Below are 16,320 nucleotides of genomic sequence, written 5' to 3' on the forward strand. Positions count from 1 at the left end.
TCACCAACCACCCACCGCAAGGAAACACGCCATGAACCCCTCTTCCAACCCCAAGGTCGCGATCGTCACCGGCGCATCGCGCGGCATCGGCGCCGCCATCGCGCAGCGCCTGTCGGCCGACGGTTTCGCCGTCGCCGTCAACTACGCCTCGAGCCCGGCGCTGGCCGAGGCGCTGGTCGCCCAGCTGCAGGCCGCGGGCGGCCGCGCCATCGCCGTGCGCGCCGACGTCGCCAGCGCCGACGACGTGCGCCGCATGTTCGACACCGTCGAGCAGCAGCTCGGCCGCGTCGACGTGCTGGTCAACAACGCCGGCATCCTCAAGACCGTGCCGCTGGCCGAGCACGACGACGCGCTCTACGACCAGGTCTTCGACATCAACGTGCGCGGCACCTTCAACACGCTGCGCGAAGCCGCCAAGCGCCTCGCCGAGGGCGGCCGCATCGTCAACTTCTCGAGCACCACGCTGGCGCTGAACATGCCCGGCTATGCGATCTACAACGCCACCAAGGCCTCGGTCGAAGCCTTCACGCACGTGTTCGCGAAGGAGCTGCGCGGCCGCAACGTGACGGTGAATGCGGTCGCGCCGGGCCCGATCGCCACCTCGCTGTTCCTCGACGGCAAGACCGAGGAACAGATCCAGGCCTTCGCCAAGATGCCGCCGCTGCAACGCCTGGGCCAGCCCGAGGACATCGCCTCGGTGGTCTCGTTCCTCGCCGGTCCCGACGCGGGCTGGGTCAACGGCCAGATCCTGCGAGCCAACGGCGGCCTCGCCTGATTCCTTCCATCCATCGACGGAGAACCCTCATGAACAAGCAGATCATCCTCGTCACGGGCGCCGGCACCGGCATCGGCAAGCTCAGCGCCCGGTCGCTCGCCGAGGCGGGCCACATCGTCTACGCCTCGATGCGCGACATCGCGGGACGCAACGCGCCGCGCGCGGCCGAACTGCGCGCGCTGGCGGCGGCCAAGGGGCTCGAGCTGCATCCGCTCGAACTCGACGTGCTGTCGCAGGACTCGGCCGATGCCGCCGCCGCGACGATCGTGCGCGAGCAGGGCCAGCTCGACGTGGTGATGCAGAACGCCGGCCACCTGGTGGTCGGCCCGACCGAGGCCTTCACGCCCGAGGAGATCGTGAAGGTGTTCGACACCAACGTGCTCGGCGCGCAGCGCGTCAACCGCGCGGTGCTGCCCTACCTGCGGCGGCAGGAATCGGGGCTGATGCTGTGGATCAGCAGCACCACCACCAAGGGCGGCTTCCCGCCGTTCATGGGCCCCTACGGCGCGGCCAAGGCGGCGATGGATTCGCTCGCCGTGACCCTGGCCTACGAGATCGCGCGCTTCGGCATCGAGACCTCGATCGTGGTGCCGGGCGCGTTCACGCGCGGCACCGACCACTTCCCGAGCGCGGGCAAGCCGGCCGATGCGGCCACGGCCGCGGCCTATGGCCGCTACGACGGGCTGATGGACCAGATCGGCGCCAAGCTCTCGGCGCTGACGCCCGAGCACGCCGATCCGCAGGCGGTGGCCGACGAGATCGTGCGCATCGTGGGCCTGCCCGCGGGCCAGCGGCCGATGCGGCCGGTGATCGACTTCGTGAACGACGGCGCGGCCGAGGTGTTCGAGGTGTCGGAGCGCGTGCGCATCGAGTTCGCGCACCGCATCGGCATGGCCGACCTGCTCGAGGCGAAGGTGCGGCGCTGAGCCATGCGGCAGGCCCGGGCCGGCCGCATGGAATCGTCACGAAACCGCGGCCGGTCTTCCTGTCCAATAGCGCCATGGAACATTCGCCCCACGACGTCACCGAGCGGCTCGACGCGCTCGAGATCAAGGCCAGCTATGCCGAGGACCTGCTCGAGCAGCTCAACCTCACGATCTACCGCCAGCAGCAGCAGATCGACGGCCTGCTGGCCCAGCTGGGCCAGCTGCGCGAGCAGGTGCAGGCCGCGGGCCAGGGCGGCGCGTCGCGCAACCTGCGCGACGAGCTGCCGCCGCACTACTGAAGCCGAATCGCCAGCTCAGCCGTGCGCGTGCCAGAGCACGGCGAAGAAGTGGCAGGTGCTGCCCGCGAGCACGAACAGGTGCCAGACGAAGTGGGCGAAGCGCACCTTGGAATCGAACAGGAAGACCACCGCGCCCGCGGTGTAGAACAGGCCGCCGGCCACCAGCCAGCCCAGGCCCGCGCCCGACATGCGCTCCACCAGCGGCACCGCCGCCATCAGCGCCATCCAGCCCATCGCCACGTAGAGGCCGGTGGACCACAGCGGATGCTTGAGCCGGTCGAACAGCTTGGCGCCCACGCCCAGCGCCGCCGCGGCCCAGATCGCGCCGAACAGCGTCCAGCCCCAGGGCCCGCGCAGCACGCCGAGCACGAAGGGCATGTAGCTGCCCGCGATGAACAGATAGATCGCGGCATGGTCGAAGCGGTTGAACCAGGCCTTGGCGCGGCCCATCGGCAGCGCGTGATACAGCGTGGAGATCAGGTACAGCACGATCGCGGTGCCGGCGAACAGGCTGGCGCCGACGATGCCGGCCGCGGTGCCCTTCTGCGCCGCGCTGTAGACCAGGATCGGCAGCGAGGCGATCGCCAGCAGCAGCCCGAGGCCATGGCTCAGCGCGTTGAAGATCTCCTCGAGCGTGGTCTGGTCGCGCACCACGGGCGCGACGCGGCGGGCGGCGACAGGGGCGGGCGTTGGTGTCGGGTGCATGGTCATCCCAAGAAAGAGTGTCGGTGCTTGCCGTGGGTTCCTCGATGTCGCGCCGCCGGGGCCGCTACTTGACCTGCTGCTTGCCGAGCTTGCGCGCGAGCGTTCGCCGGTGCATGCCGAGCCGGCGCGCGGTCTCGGAGATGTTGAAGCCGGTCTCGGCCAGGGTCTCGTGGATGCGTTCCCATTCGAGGGTCTTGATCGAGGTCGAGCGGTTGGTCAGCTCGACCTCGGTGGTGCCGACCGCGCGGCCGAAGGCGGCTTCGATGTCGTCGGTGTTCGAGGGCTTGGCCAGGTAGTGGCAGGCGCCGAGCTTGATCGCCTCGACCGCGGTGGCGATGCTCGCGAAGCCGGTCAGCACCACGATCAGCGTCTTGGCGTCGTGCCGGTGCAGCGTCTGCACGCAGGCCAGGCCCGAGGCCTCGCCGTTGAGCTTGAGGTCGACCACCGCGTAGCCCGGCGCATGGTGGCGCAGCAGGTCCTCGACGTCCTCGAGGTTGCTCGCGTGCAGCACGGTGTAGCCGCGGCGCTCGAACGAGCGGCCCAGGGTGCGCGCGAAGGCCGCGTCGTCCTCGACGATCAGCAGCTGGCGTTCGGCCTCGGCCTTGGCGCCGGTGTCAGTGGGGGATTCCGTCATGGCCATGCATCCCGATGTTCTCTTCCTCGTCGTCCTCTTCTTCCAGCACGATGGCCGAGAGCGGCAGCGCCAGCGTGACCGCGGCGCCGCCCTCGGGTCGGTTGCGCGCGGCCACGCGGCCGCCCACGGTGCGCGCCACGTTGACCACCAGGAACAGGCCCAGGCCGCCGCCGGGGCGGCCCTTGCTCGACTGGTAGGGCTTGCCGAACTGCGCCAGCATCGCGGGCGCGAAGCCCGGGCCGGCATCGGTGACGACCAGCTGCAGGTCGTCGCCCTCGTGCGCCACCTCGAGCCGCACCCAGTGCGGCGAGGCTTCGAGCGCATTGTCGAGCACGTTGCAGATCATCTGCTTGAGCGCCGAGTCGGAGACCATCGGCAGGTCGCGGCCGAAGCGGTTGTCGTAGACGAAGGTGCCGACCGGCCGCGTGGTGCGCCACTCCTCGACCAGGTCGTCGAGGAAGGTGCTGACCGTGGTCTCCTCCGACGACTCGCCGCGCGCCTCGCCGGCCGACAGCAGGATGCCGCTGACGATCGACTTGCAGCGCTGGATCTGGATCTCCATCTCGCTGACTTCCTGCAGCAGCTCGGGGTCGGAGCTGAAGTGCGGCAGCCGGCGCCAGTCGCCGAGGATCACGGCCAGCGTGGCCAGCGGCGTGCCGAGCTCGTGCGCCGCGCCCGAAGCGAGCAGGCCCATGCGCACGATGTGCTCCTCCTCGGCGGCGCGCTGGCGCAGGCCCGCGAGCTTGGCGTCGCGCTCGCGCAGGTTGCCGCTGATGCGCGTGATGAACACCACCAGCAGCGCCGCGTTGAGCGCGAAGCACACCAGCGTGCCCTGGATGTAGGGGCTCCACAGGCCGCGGTCGTGGTCGGGCGGCAGCGAGAGCGGGCGCGAGAACAGCGCCAGCCCCGCGAAGCACAGGGTGGTGACGCCCACCACGGTCCAGGTCGACCAGGGCTTGAGCAGCACCGCGCCCAGGATCACCTGCAGCAGGTAGAGGAAGACGAAGGGGTTGCTGGCGCCGCCGCTCAGGTAGAGCAGCGAGGTCAGGATCGCCACGTCGACCAGCAGCGCGAGCATCAGCTCGCCGTTGGTCACGCGACGGTGGGTGCGCCAGCGCAGCAGGCTCGCGAGATTGAACAGCGCCAGGCAGGTCAGCGCCTGCAGCATCTGGTTGAGCGGCAGGTGGATGCGGTAGCCGTAGTGCACCACCAGGATCGTCACCACCTGCCCCACCACGGCGAACCAGCGCAGCTGGATCAGCTGCTGCATGTTCTTGTGGCCGGTCGCGTTGTCCAGGCTGGCCACGCCCGCGCGCGGGGCCTGCAGCGTGCCGGCGACCGCGACCGCGTCAGCCGCGGTCGGCATCGCGATGGGAAGCGGGGGCGGCGTGCGGCTGTCCGTCGGCATGGCGCGCATTGTCGCCGCCGCCGCGGCGTCGGCGCTCGTCGCGCCAGACGAAGACCGCGCCCGCGGCGACCATCAGCGCCAGCCCGTACCACGTGAGCGCGTACACCAGGTGGCTGTTGTGGAAGGCGATGACGGTGAGGCCGGGCGCGGGCCAGGCGGGCGCGCCGTCGAGCGCGCGCGGGATGCCGGGCTCGGCCTCGGCGTCGATGAAGTAGGGCGCCACCGCGTCGGCCGCGATGCCGTGCGCCGCGGCGATCGCCGCCACGTCGCGCGAGTACCAGCGCCCGCCGGCCGGATCGTTGCTGCGCAGGAAGCCGCCGCGCGGCTCGCTGATGCGCAGCAGGCCCGTCACCTGGGTCTCGCCCATGGGCTCGGGCGCGGTGCGCGCGGCGCGCTCGCGAGCCTCGGGCGGCACGAAGCCGCGGTTGACCATCACCACGCCGCGCGCGGTCTGCAGCGGCGTCAGCACCCAGAAGCCGGCGCCGAGGTTGGTGCTGGCCTGCACCAGGGTCTCTTTCTCGTGGAGGAAGGTGCCCGAGAGCCGCACGTGGCGGTATTCATCGTCGGCGGCATTGACGCGCGGCCAGTCGGCGCGCGCCGGGGGCGCGACCGGCACGGCATGCACGCGCTGCTCGACGCGCTCGATCAGGGCCAGCTTCCAGGCCCGGCGCTCGACCTGCCAGGTGCCGAGCGCGAAGAAAGCGGCGAACAGCACGGCCCCGAGGACCGCCAGCACCACGAGCCCGGCTGCGGAGCGCTGGCGGCCGGCGGGCGTGCGGTCGGTGGCCGGCGCACTCAAGGCATGTTCTTCATGTCGTGCATCGACGGCGGCATCATGTTGGTGTTCATGTGGTACATGACCCACAGCGAACCGGCCAGCGTGATGACCACGAGCACCAGCGTGAAGATCAGCGCCAGCATGTTCCAGCCGCCCTCGGACTTGGTGTCCATGTGCAGGAAGTAGACCATGTGCACCACGATCTGCACCACGGCGAAGCCGAGGATGATCAGCGCGGTCGTGCTCTTGCTGTCGAGCACCTTGCCCATCACGAGCCAGAACGGAATGGCGGTGAGGATCACGGCCAGCACGAAGCCGGTCATGTAGCCCTTGAAGGTGCTGTGGCTCACCGGGCCGTCGTCGTGGTGCTCGCCGTGGCCGTGGTCGTCATGGCCGTGGCCATGGGTGTCGTGGGGTGCTGCGCTCATGCCATGGATCCCATCAGGTACACGAAGGTGAAGACGCCGATCCAGACGACGTCCAGGAAGTGCCAGAACATCGACAGGCACATCAGGCGGCGGCGGTTGGCGGCGGTGAAGCCGTGCTTGGGCAACTGGAACAGCAGCACGATCAGCCAGACGATGCCGAAGGTGACGTGCAGCCCGTGGGTGCCGACCAGCGCGAAGAACGAGGACAGGAAGGCGCTGCGCTGCGGGCCCGCGCCCTCGTGGATCAGGTGCGCGAATTCGTAGAGCTCGAGGCCGATGAAGCCCGCGCCCAGCAGGCCGGTGATGGCCAGCCATACCAGCGTGCCGCCCATGCGCCGCTTCTGCATCTCGAGCATCGCGAAGCCGTAGGTGATCGACGACAGCAGCAGCAGCGAGGTGTTGATCGCCACCAGCGGCAGGTCGAACAGGTCGGCGCCCGAGGGGCCGGCCGCGTAGCTGCGGCCCAGCACGCCGTACACCGCGAACAGGCAGGCGAAGATGAGGCAGTCGCTCATCAGATAGAGCCAGAACCCGAGCAGGGTGCCGTTCTCCGGATGGTGGTCCTCGTTGCGGACGTTGAACAGCTCGAAGGTCGGCACGCTCGGCGCGTTGCCCACGGTGTGGGTGCCGGCGGGGCTGGAGGGGAGGGCGGTACTGTTAGACATGGGCGGCCAGGAGGCGCGTGCGAGCGTCTTCGGTGCGGACGACTTCGTCCGCGGGGATGTGGTAGTCGCGCTTGTAGTTGAAGGTGTGGACGATGATGGCCACGAGCATCACGAAGAAGCTCACGCCGGCCACCAGCCACATCTGCCAGATCATGGCGAAGCCGAAGGCCGCGCTCAGCGCCGCGATGATGAAGCCGGCGGCCGTGTTCTTGGGCATGTGGATCGGGCTGAAGCCTTCCAGCGGACGCTGGTAGCCGCGTGCCTTCATGTCGGACCAGGCGTCGTTGTCATGGATGCGCGGCGTGAACGCGAAGTTGTAGGCCGGCGGCGGCGACGAGGTCGACCATTCGAGCGTGCGGCCGTCCCACGGGTCGCCCGTGGTGTCGCGCAGCGAGTCGCGGCGGATGTAGCTCACCACGATCTGGATCAGGAACGAGGCGATGCCCAGCGCGATCAGCACGGCGCCGAAGGCGGCGACCTGGAACCAGATCTGCAGCGACATGTCCTGGAAGTGGCTCATGCGGCGGGTCACGCCCATCAGGCCCAGGATGTACAGCGGCATGAAGGCGAACCAGAAGCCGACGATCCAGAACCAGAACGAGCACTTGCCCCAGAACGGATCGAGCTTGTAGCCGAAGGCCTTCGGGAACCAGTAGGTGATGCCCGCCAGCATGCCGAACAGCACGCCGCCGATGATCACGTTGTGGAAGTGGGCGATCAGGAACAGGCTGTTGTGCAGCACGAAGTCGGCCGGGGGCACGGCCAGCAGCACGCCGGTCATGCCGCCGATCACGAAGGTGATCATGAAGCCGATGGTCCACATCATCGGCAGCTCGAAGCGGATGCGGCCGCGGTACATGGTGAAGAGCCAGTTGAAGATCTTCGCCCCGGTCGGGATCGAGATGATCATCGTCGTGATCCCGAAGAAGGAGTTCACGCTGGCGCCCGAGCCCATGGTGAAGAAGTGGTGCAGCCACACCAGGTACGACAGGATCGTGATCACGACCGTGGCGTAGACCATCGAGGCGTAGCCGAACAGGCGCTTGCCCGAGAAGGTGGAGACCACCTCCGAGAAGATGCCGAAGGCCGGCAGGATCAGGATGTAGACCTCGGGGTGGCCCCAGATCCAGATCAGGTTCACGTACATCATGGCGTTGCCGCCCATGTCGTTCGTGAAGAAGTTGGTGCCGACGTAGCGGTCGAGCGACAGCAGGGCCAGCACGGCGGTCAGCACCGGGAAGGCGGCGACGATCAGCACGTTGGTGCACAGCGCGGTCCAGGTGAAGACGGGCATCTTCATCATGGTCATGCCGGGCGCGCGCATCTTCACGATGGTCGCCAGCAGGTTCACGCCCGAGAGCAACGTGCCCACCCCCGCTATCTGCAACGACCAGATGTAGTAGTCGACCCCCACGTCGGGGCTGAAGAGGATGCCCGACAGCGGCGGGTAGGCCAGCCAGCCGGTCTTGGCGAACTCGCCGACGAACAGCGAGGCCATCACGAGGCCGGCGCCGAAGGTGGTCATCCAGAAGCTGAAGTTGTTCAGGAACGGGAAGGCCACGTCGCGCGCGCCGATCTGCAGCGGCACCACGAAGTTCATCAGGCCCGTGACCAGCGGCATCGCCACGAAGAAGATCATGATCACGCCGTGGGCCGTGAAGATCTGGTCGTAGTGGTGCGGCGGCAGGAAGCCCGCGTTGTCGCCGAAGGCCACCGCCTGCTGGGCGCGCATCATCAGCGCGTCGGCGAAGCCGCGCAGCAGCATCACCAGGCCCAGCACGATGTACATGATGCCGATCTTCTTGTGGTCGATGCTGGTGATCCAGTCGTGCCACAGCGTGCTCCACAGCTTGAAGTAGGTGATCGCGCCGAGCAGCGCGACACCGCCGAGCACGACGGCGGCGAAGGTCACCAGCAGGATCGGTTCGTGGTAGGGGATCGCCTCCCACGTGAGGCGGCCGAAGACGAGCTTCGTCAGGTCGAGGTTCTGGAGCATCGTCATTCTTCGGTGGTGCACATCGCCGTGACGTACTTGCCGTACGCACGCTTGGGCGAATTGATGTCGTCGGGTTGCCAGGGCTGCGCGGTCGCGACGTTGTAGGCGCCGGGCTTGCCCAGGCCGCCGTCGGCGTCGATCGCCATCATCTGGCTCATGCACATCTTGCTGCGGTCGACGCAGCGGTTGAGGATGGCGCCGTAGAGGTCGGGCGACACGCTCGCGAAATGCCTGGCCGGCTCACGCTCGCTCGGCACTTCGAGCTTCTGGTAGCGCTCGCGGCTGAGTTCGCCTTCGGGGCTGGACTTGACCTTCTGCACCCACTTGTCGAAGTCGGCGTTGCTCAGGCCGTGGAACTTGAAGCGCATGCCCGAGAAGCCGGCGCCGCTGTAGTTGGCCGAGAAGCCGTCGAACTCGCCGGGCGCGTTGATGACCGCGTGCAGCTTGGTCTCCATGCCGGGCATGGCGTAGATCTGGCCGGCCAGCGCGGGGATGAAGAAGGAGTTCATCACCGACGAGGCAGTGATCTTGAAGGTGATCGGGCGGTCCACCGGGGCCGCGAGTTCGTTCACCGTGGCGAAGCCCTGCTCGGGGTAGATGAACAGCCACTTCCAGTCGAGCGCCACCACTTCCACGGTCAGCGGCTTGATGTCGGCCGTGACCGGGCGCTGCGCGTCGATGCGGCTGAGCGGGCGGTAGGGGTCGAGCGTGTGGGTGCTGATCCAGGTGATGGCGCCCAGCGCGATGATGATCAAGAGCGGCGCGGCCCAGATCGCGAGCTCGAGCTGGGTCGAGTGGTCCCAGTTCGGCTTGTAGATGGCTTCCTTGTTCGAGGCGCGGTAGCGCCAGGCGAAGAAGACCGTCAGCGCGATCACCGGGATGATGATGATCAGCATCAGCACGGTCGAGACGACGATCAGCCGTCCTTGCTGGTTGGCGATGTCGCCGGAGGGATTCAGGAGCACCGTGTTGCAGCCCGCCAGGAAGGCGAGGGGCAACAGCAGGAGCCATCGGCGAAGGGTGTGGAGGATGGGCATGCCGAGAGACGGAAGGGCGGAAGGGTGGCCAGGGCCGCGCGAAAGACCCCACAATCTACGACCAAAGGTTCCCGCAGGCTATTGGACGTTTTGTCCTATGGCGGGAATCCTCGTTCGGTGAGACGCTCGGAGTCTGTTTCATGGCCTACCTTTGTCACGCTTCGTGACAACCGAATTACATAACCCAATGACGACGTCCAGCATCAGTCCGCAAGGCGCATCGCCTGTGCCGCACACGTCCGACACCGGCGCCCCGGAGGACGACCACTCGCGCATCGACCCGGGCGAGATCGCCGTCGGCGTGGTCATCGGCCGCGCCTCGGAATATTTCGACTTCTTCGTCTACGGCATCGCCTCGGTGCTGGTGTTCCCGGCGGTCTTCTTCCCGTTCGAGCAGCGGCTCGAGGGAACCCTCTGGGCCTTCGTGGTCTTTTCCTTCGCCTTCATCGCACGGCCGTTCGGAACTGTCATCTCGATGGAGATCCAGCGACGTTTCGGCCGCGAGACCAAGCTCACGCTGGCGCTGTTCGTGCTCGGCACCTCGACCGCCGGCATCGCCTTCCTGCCGGGCTACGCGAGCCTGGGCTTCACCTCGATCGTGCTGCTGTCGATCTTCCGTTTCGGCCAGGGCCTGGCCTTCGGCGGCTCGTGGGACGGCCTGCCCTCGCTGCTCGCGCTCAACGCCCCGGCCAACCGCCGCGGCTGGTACGCCATGCTGGGCCAGCTCGGCGCGCCGATCGGCTTCTTCGTGGCCAGCGCGCTGTTCGCGTACCTCTATTCGAGCCTGACGCTCGAGGACTTCCTCGACTGGGGCTGGCGCTACACCTTCTACGTGGCCTTCGCGATCAACGTGGTGGCGCTGTTCGCACGCCTGCGCCTGGTGGCGGCCGACGAGTACGCGCGCCTGCTCGAGGAGCGCGAGCTGCAGCCCACCAGCGTGGTCGAGCTGGTGCGCTCGCAGGGCTCGAACCTGCTGATCGGCGCCTTCGCGGCGCTGGCCAGCTATGCGCTGTTCCACCTGATCACCGTGTTCCCGCTGTCGTGGATCACGCTGTACTCGAACCAGGCCATCACCGAGTTCCTGGTGATCCAGATGATCGGCGCCGTGCTCGGTGCCGGCGGCATCGTGGCCTCGGGCCTGATCGCCGACCGCATCGGCCGCCGCTCCACGCTGGGCGGCCTCGCGGGCCTGATCGCCGTGTTCAGCGGCTTCGCGCCCACGCTGCTCGATGGCGGCAAGATCGGCCAGGACGTGTTCATCCTGCTGGGCTTCATCCTGCTGGGCCTGTCGTACGGCCAGGCGGCCGGTGCCGTCACCGGCAACTTCGAGGCCAAGTACCGCTACACCGGCGCCGCGCTGACCACCGACCTGGCCTGGCTGATCGGCGCCGCCTTCGCGCCGCTGGTCGCGCTGGGGCTGTCGGCCCATTTCGGGCTGGCCTACGTGAGCGTGTACCTGCTGTCGGGCGCGGCGGGAACGCTGGCGGCGCTGGGGTTGAACCGGGCGCTGGTGCGCGACTGACCTCGCCGAAGCTGTCGATGAAAAGGGGCCTCTGGCCCCTTTTTTTTTCACGCCGCGCCGTTCTTCCGCTCGCGCGTTGGCCCCGCGTTGCCGCGCACGTGCGAGGCCACCAGCAGATCGTGAAAGGCCTGCGCCGCGGGCATCAGCGGCCGCGCGCGGCGCTTGATCACGCCGATGGTGCGTGCGACCTCGGGCTCGACCAGCGGCACGCTCGCGAGCGTCGCGCCCTGGCCGCCGCGCATCGCGAAGCGCGGCACGGCGCCCACGCCGATGCCTGCCTCGATCAGGCTCAGCAGCGCCGGCACGTGGCGCACCTCGCAGGTCCAGTTGGGCGGCGAGGCGACGGTGGAGAGCGCCTGATCGATCAGCACCCGGTTGCCGGTGCCGGGCGCGAGCACCACGCACTGGTGCTCGGCCAGGTCTGCCCACTTCACGCGGCGCCTGCGCGCCAGCGGATGGCTCGGCAGGCAGGCGAGCACGAAGCGCTCCTCGGCCAGCGCCTGGAACTCCAGGTCGGGCTCCTGCGCGCCCCAGTAGCTCACGCCGAAGTCCGCCTCCGAGCGCGCCACCGCCAGCAGGATCTCGGCGGCCGTCTCGTCGATCAGGCGCACCCGGATGCGCGGAAATTTCTTCTGGAAGGCCTCCACCGCCCCGGCCAGGAAGTTGGGCACGGACGAGGGCACGCAGGCCACGGTGACCTGCCCGCGCAGCCGGTCCGACAGGTCGGTCATGCCCAGCAGCGCGTTTTCCAGTTCGTTCAGCACATGCCGCGCCCTCGGCACGAAGCTGCGCCCCATCGCGTTGAGCTCGACCTTGCGCGTGGTGCGCTCGAAGAGCCTGAAGCCGAGCGCCTGCTCCAGCTTGTCGACGCGGCGCGAGAGCGCGGGTTGCGAGATGTGCAGCGTTTCCGCCGCGGCGCGGAAGCTGCCGAGGTCCGCGACGGCGACGAAGGCGCGCATGTCCGAGAGGTCGAAATTCATGCGTTGATCGTATCAATCGACACGATTTTTGCAATTTACAGCAGCCCATGCATTGCCGATGATTCATCGACAGGCGCCGTCCGGCCGGACACCAGCGCGCCGCAGGCACGAGACCAACGAGACAAATCCGACCATGAAGATTTCCCTTCGCGCCGCAACGATCGCCGCGGTGATCGCGCTGCCCTTCGCAGCGGTGGCGCAACCCGCATACCCCACCAGGCCGATCACCATGATCGTGCCCTTCGCCCCCGGCGGCGGCACCGACAGCATTGCGCGCGACATCGCCAGGAACATGGCCGACCGCCTGGGCCAGCCTGTTGTCATCGACAACCGCGGCGGGGCCGGCGGCGCCATCGGCGCGGACATGGTCGCCAAGGCCAGGCCCGACGGCTACACGGTGCTGTTCGCCACCTCCACGTTCGCCACCAACGCGGCCATCGAAGCCAGGCTGCCCTACGACCCGGTCAAGTCCTTCGCGCCCGTCGCGATGATCGGGCGCGGTCCGTTGCTGGTGGTCGCCTCCCCGCAGCTGGGCGTGAAAAGCATGGCCGACGCCATCGCGGCCGCGAAGTCCAGGCCGGAAGGGCTGAACTTCTGTTCGGCCGGCAACGGCAGCATCAACCACCTGGCCGGCGAGATGTTCCGCCAGAAGGCCGGTCTGAACATGACGCACGTACCGTTCAAGGGCAGCGGACCGGCCACGGTGGAGCTGCTGTCGGGGCGCATCGATCTTTTCTTTTCCACGGTGCCGACCATCCTGCCGTTCGTGCGCGACGGCAAGCTCCCGCTGCTGGCGGTGACCAGCGCGAAGCGCTCGCCGCTGTTCCCCGGCGTGCCCACCATGGCCGAGGCGGGCATCCCCGGCTTCGACGTGAGCACGTGGTGGGGCGTGCTGGTTCCCGCGAAAACACCACCGGCCATCGTCGATGCGCTCAACCGCGCCGTGAACGATGCGGCCGCGGCGGAGCCGGTGAAGGGGCGCCTGTTGAGCGAAGGCGCCGACCCCGTGCGGCTCGCGCCCGCCGCCTTCGGCCAGGAGCTCAACAAGGAACTGGCGCTGTGGCGCAAGGTCGCGAGCAACCCCGGCATGCAACTGCGCTGATGGCGCTGAAAGAAAAGAGACTCCGATGAGGTTCGACACCATCTGGCCGGAAGTTCGCTGCGGCCGCCGCCAATTCCTCGGCACCGGCATGGCCGCCACTGCCTGCGCCCTGGCCGGCAACGCCTGGGGCAAGGAGGACTACCCTTCGCGGCCCATCACCGTCATCGTTCCCTACGCACCGGGCGGGCAGGGCGACGTGTTCGCGCGCCTGGTCGGCGACCGGCTCTCGCGCTCGCTGGGGCAGCCGGTTCTCGTCGACAACCGCCCCGGCGCCACGGGCGCGCTGGGCGCGCGGCTGGTGGCCAAGGCCCGCGGCGACGGCTATACGCTGCTGCTCGGGCAGACGGGCGAGATGGCGGTCAACGGCTCGGCGATGAAGAGCCCGGGGTACGACGCGATCAAGGACTTTCGCGCCGTGGCGCTCGTGGGCAATGCGCCACTGATCATGGCGGCGCCGGCCGGTGCGCCGTTCAACACGCTGGCCGAGCTGCTGCAGCTCGCGCGCACCAAGCCCGGCAGCGTTTCCTACGCCTCGTCGGGCACCGCCACGCCGGGGCACCTTGCTGCGGCCGCGCTGGCGCTGGGCACCCGCACCGAGATGGTCCACATCCCCTACAAGGGCGCGGGCCAGGCCATCACCGACCTGATCGGCGGCCAGGTGCAGTTCTTTTTCGCGAGCGCATCGGCAGTCACGGCGCACCTGAAGGGCGGCAAGGTCAAGGCGCTGGCCGTGTCCTCGCCGCGCCGCATGGCGGCGCTGCCGCAGGTGCCCACGGTGGCGGAAGCGGCCGTGGCCGGCTTCGACTTCAGCCTGTGGGGCGGCTTCTTCGCGCCGCGCGACACGCCTGACGCGATCGTTGCGGCGCTGAACGCGGAGATCAACAAGGTCGTTGCCGAGCCCGCCATGCACGCGCGCTTGGAGGCCGACGGCAGCGCCGTCGAGCCGCTTTCGCAGGAGCGCTTCACCGCTTTCGTGCGCGGCGAGAACGACAAGTACGCGCGCCTCATCAAGGCCGTCGGTGCGCACATCGACTGAGCGGCCCGTCCGTCAATCCTTCCTTCATCCTTCCTTCCAGGTTCCCTCATGAAAATCGTCGTTCTTCCCGGTGATGGCATCGGCCCCGAGACCATGGCCGCCACCGTTCAGGTGCTCGAGGCCGCGTCGACGCGCTTTGCGCTCGGCCTCGCGTTCGACCACGACATCGCGGGCCACGAGAGCCTGCGCCGCCACGGAGCGACCGTGACGCCGGCGCTGCTGGCCAAGGTCAAGGCCGCCGACGGCCTGATGCTCGGCCCCATGGCCACCTACGACTTCAAGGACGAGGCCCGGGGCGAGATCAATCCGTCGAAGTTCTTCCGCAAGGAACTCGATCTCTACGCCAACATCCGCCCGTCGCGCACCTTCCCGGGCATGGACCACCGCGTGGGCGAGTTCGACCTGGTGGTGGTGCGCGAGAACACCGAGGGCTTCTACGCCGACCGCAACATCGAATCGGGGTCCAGCGAAATGCTGGTCACGCCGGACGTGGTCATCTCGCTGCGCCGCATCACGCGGCTGTGCTGCGAGCGCATCGCGCGCTCGGCCTTCGAGTTGGCGTTGACGCGCAAGCGCCACCTCACGCTCGTACACAAGGCCAACGTGCTGAAGATCGGCGACGGCATGTTCCTGGACATCTGCCGCGAGGTGGGCAAGGAATTTCCGGAGGTGCGGGTCGACGACTTCATCGTCGACGCGATGATGGCGCACGCGGTGCGCGCGCCGCAGCGCTTCGACGTGATCGTCACGACCAACATGTTCGGCGACATCCTCTCGGACCTCACGGCCGAACTCTCCGGCAGCCTTGGCCTGGGCGGCTCGCTCAACGCGGGCAGGGACCACGCCATGGGTCAGGCCGCGCATGGCTCGGCGCCCGACATCGCGGGGCACAACATCGCGAATCCGTATTCGCTGATCCTGTCCGCGGGCCAGTTGCTCGGTTGGCACGGGCAGCGCAAGAACCTGCCGGCCTTCACGGCAGCGGCCCAGGCCATCGACGCAGTGGCGACGGCAGCGATCCAGGCGCGCGAGGGCACGCGCGATGTCGGCGGCGAGCTGGGCACGGCCGAAGCGGGGCAGGCCTTCGTACGGCGGCTGCTGGCGGCGTGATGCCGATGGGCGGGCCCGCCGATTCGCGATTGCCGCCGAAGGCGTGCGATTGCCATGCGCACGTCATCGGACCCCGCAGCGCCTATCCGATGGTCGAGGACCGGCACTACACGCCGGGCCCGGCATCGCACGATGCATTGCTGGCGCACCTCGCGCTGCAAGGATTGCAACGCGTCGTCATCGTGCAGCCCAGCGTCTATGGCACCGACAACCGCTGCCTGCTCGACAGCCTGGACCGCCTGCCGGACACCGCTCGCGGCATCGCGGTACTGGACGAGGAGGTGGACGCCGTCACCTTGAGCCGCTTGCACCGGCGCGGCGTGCGCGGGCTGCGCGTGAATGTCGAAAGCGCGGGCGTTCGCGATGCGCGGGCCGTGCAGTCGGCGCTCGCGCGATGGGCCGACCGCATCTCCGGCCTCGGCTGGCATCTGCAGGTCTACGCGGCGTTGGACACCGTTGCCGCGCTCGCCGAGCCGTTGGCGCGCCTGGCCGTGCCCGTGGTGCTGGACCACTTTGCGATGCTGCCGGCGGATACCGCGCCCGATGACGCGCGCGCGGCCGCGCTGGTGGAACTGCTGCGCTCGGGCAATGGGTACATCAAGCTCTCCGCGCCCTACCGGCTCTCTCCTTCCGGCGCACCCGACCCGCAGCGTGTGACCCATTGGGCTGGCGCGTTCGTGCAGGCCGCCCCCGAGCGTGTGCTGTGGGGCAGCGACTGGCCTCACACGTTCAGGGAGGCCGGCAAGGCTCCTCACGAAGAGAGCCGCTACCGCACGCTGCCCACGGGCTGCCTCGGCGAATCGATCGCCGACTGGCTGCCGACGCCCGCGCTGAAACAGCAGGTCCTCGTGGAGAACCCGGCGCGCCTCTACGCGTTCTGAGCACGGGACGCGCCCCTGCGCGCTGGCGTAGCATTGCC

17 protein-coding genes are annotated in these 16,320 nt (G+C 68.7%); 8 read left to right on the plus strand and 9 right to left on the minus strand.

Annotated elements, in window-relative coordinates; all coding sequences use genetic code 11:
* The first annotated feature begins 31 nt into the window (after positions 1–31).
* From AC07RM_RS26165 to AC07RM_RS26175, 3 genes are all read left to right on the plus strand, one after another.
* Positions 32–775 (plus strand): SDR family oxidoreductase, encoded by a 744-nt coding sequence (locus AC07RM_RS26165; RefSeq protein ID WP_296791894.1) that lies wholly within the window; start codon positions 32–34, stop codon positions 773–775.
* Positions 776–804: 29 nt separating this feature from the next.
* Positions 805–1,701 carry an SDR family NAD(P)-dependent oxidoreductase gene (locus AC07RM_RS26170; protein ID WP_495336426.1) on the plus strand — a complete coding sequence of 299 codons (897 nt, stop codon included), beginning with the start codon at positions 805–807 and terminating at the stop codon, positions 1,699–1,701.
* A 74-nt stretch (positions 1,702–1,775) separates the two neighbouring features.
* Positions 1,776–2,000, plus strand: a complete 225-nt coding sequence (locus tag AC07RM_RS26175; RefSeq protein WP_495336427.1) for a SlyX family protein — start codon at positions 1,776–1,778, stop codon at positions 1,998–2,000.
* A 15-nt stretch (positions 2,001–2,015) separates the two neighbouring features.
* Here AC07RM_RS26175 and trhA read toward each other — a convergent pair whose 3' ends face one another.
* The 8 genes from trhA to cyoA form a co-directional block, all read right to left on the minus strand.
* A complete protein-coding gene (gene trhA, locus AC07RM_RS26180; RefSeq protein WP_495336428.1) occupies positions 2,016–2,705 on the minus strand; it encodes a PAQR family membrane homeostasis protein TrhA in 690 nt (229 codons plus the stop codon).
* Between the two features lie 64 nt (positions 2,706–2,769).
* Positions 2,770–3,339 (minus strand): response regulator transcription factor, encoded by a 570-nt coding sequence (locus tag AC07RM_RS26185; protein ID WP_495336429.1) that lies wholly within the window; start codon positions 3,337–3,339, stop codon positions 2,770–2,772.
* Positions 3,320–4,705 (minus strand): ATP-binding protein, encoded by a 1,386-nt coding sequence (locus AC07RM_RS26190; RefSeq protein WP_495336430.1) that lies wholly within the window; start codon positions 4,703–4,705, stop codon positions 3,320–3,322. The genes AC07RM_RS26185 and AC07RM_RS26190 overlap by 20 nt, the downstream gene beginning before the upstream one ends.
* Complete coding sequence (locus tag AC07RM_RS26195; protein ID WP_495336431.1) at positions 4,689–5,546, minus strand: SURF1 family protein; 858 nt, start codon at positions 5,544–5,546, stop codon at positions 4,689–4,691. The genes AC07RM_RS26190 and AC07RM_RS26195 overlap by 17 nt, the downstream gene beginning before the upstream one ends.
* Positions 5,543–5,953, minus strand: a complete 411-nt coding sequence (gene cyoD, locus AC07RM_RS26200; protein WP_093340843.1) for a cytochrome o ubiquinol oxidase subunit IV — start codon at positions 5,951–5,953, stop codon at positions 5,543–5,545. The genes AC07RM_RS26195 and cyoD overlap by 4 nt, the downstream gene beginning before the upstream one ends.
* Entirely contained in the window at positions 5,950–6,618 is a 669-nt protein-coding gene (cyoC, locus tag AC07RM_RS26205; protein WP_093340841.1) for a cytochrome o ubiquinol oxidase subunit III, read from the minus strand. Before cyoC ends, cyoD begins: the two co-directional genes overlap by 4 nt.
* Complete coding sequence (gene cyoB, locus AC07RM_RS26210; RefSeq protein WP_093340839.1) at positions 6,611–8,614, minus strand: cytochrome o ubiquinol oxidase subunit I; 2,004 nt, start codon at positions 8,612–8,614, stop codon at positions 6,611–6,613. The genes cyoC and cyoB overlap by 8 nt, the downstream gene beginning before the upstream one ends.
* Before the next feature lie 2 nt (positions 8,615–8,616).
* Complete coding sequence (gene cyoA / locus AC07RM_RS26215) at positions 8,617–9,651, minus strand: ubiquinol oxidase subunit II (protein WP_495336432.1); 1,035 nt, start codon at positions 9,649–9,651, stop codon at positions 8,617–8,619.
* Positions 9,652–9,838: 187 nt separating this feature from the next.
* On the opposite strand from cyoA, the gene AC07RM_RS26220 reads away from it, so the two are divergent.
* On the plus strand, positions 9,839–11,173 hold the full coding sequence (locus tag AC07RM_RS26220; protein ID WP_093340836.1) for an MFS transporter: 1,335 nt from the start codon (positions 9,839–9,841) through the stop codon (positions 11,171–11,173).
* 47 nt (positions 11,174–11,220) lie between these two features.
* Here the strand turns inward: AC07RM_RS26220 and AC07RM_RS26225 are convergent, their stop codons facing one another.
* Positions 11,221–12,153 (minus strand): LysR family transcriptional regulator, encoded by a 933-nt coding sequence (locus AC07RM_RS26225; RefSeq protein ID WP_495336433.1) that lies wholly within the window; start codon positions 12,151–12,153, stop codon positions 11,221–11,223.
* A 133-nt stretch (positions 12,154–12,286) separates the two neighbouring features.
* Between AC07RM_RS26225 and AC07RM_RS26230 the strand changes: the two genes are divergently transcribed.
* The 4 genes from AC07RM_RS26230 to AC07RM_RS26245 are packed head-to-tail and all read left to right on the plus strand — an operon-like array spanning position 12,287 to position 16,282.
* Positions 12,287–13,255, plus strand: coding sequence for a tripartite tricarboxylate transporter substrate binding protein (locus AC07RM_RS26230; RefSeq protein ID WP_495336434.1), 969 nt, complete (start codon positions 12,287–12,289; stop codon positions 13,253–13,255).
* 25 nt (positions 13,256–13,280) lie between these two features.
* Complete coding sequence (locus AC07RM_RS26235; RefSeq protein WP_495336435.1) at positions 13,281–14,291, plus strand: Bug family tripartite tricarboxylate transporter substrate binding protein; 1,011 nt, start codon at positions 13,281–13,283, stop codon at positions 14,289–14,291.
* 48 nt (positions 14,292–14,339) lie between these two features.
* Positions 14,340–15,401: an isocitrate/isopropylmalate dehydrogenase family protein gene (locus AC07RM_RS26240; RefSeq protein ID WP_495336436.1), complete on the plus strand. Its 1,062-nt coding sequence runs from the start codon at positions 14,340–14,342 to the stop codon at positions 15,399–15,401.
* A gap of 5 nt (positions 15,402–15,406) precedes the next feature.
* Complete coding sequence (locus AC07RM_RS26245) at positions 15,407–16,282, plus strand: amidohydrolase family protein (RefSeq protein WP_495336437.1); 876 nt, start codon at positions 15,407–15,409, stop codon at positions 16,280–16,282.
* The last annotated feature ends 38 nt before the right edge of the window (positions 16,283–16,320 follow it).

The sequence above is a fragment of the Variovorax sp. GW821-FHT09B05 genome, from assembly GCF_059418265.1.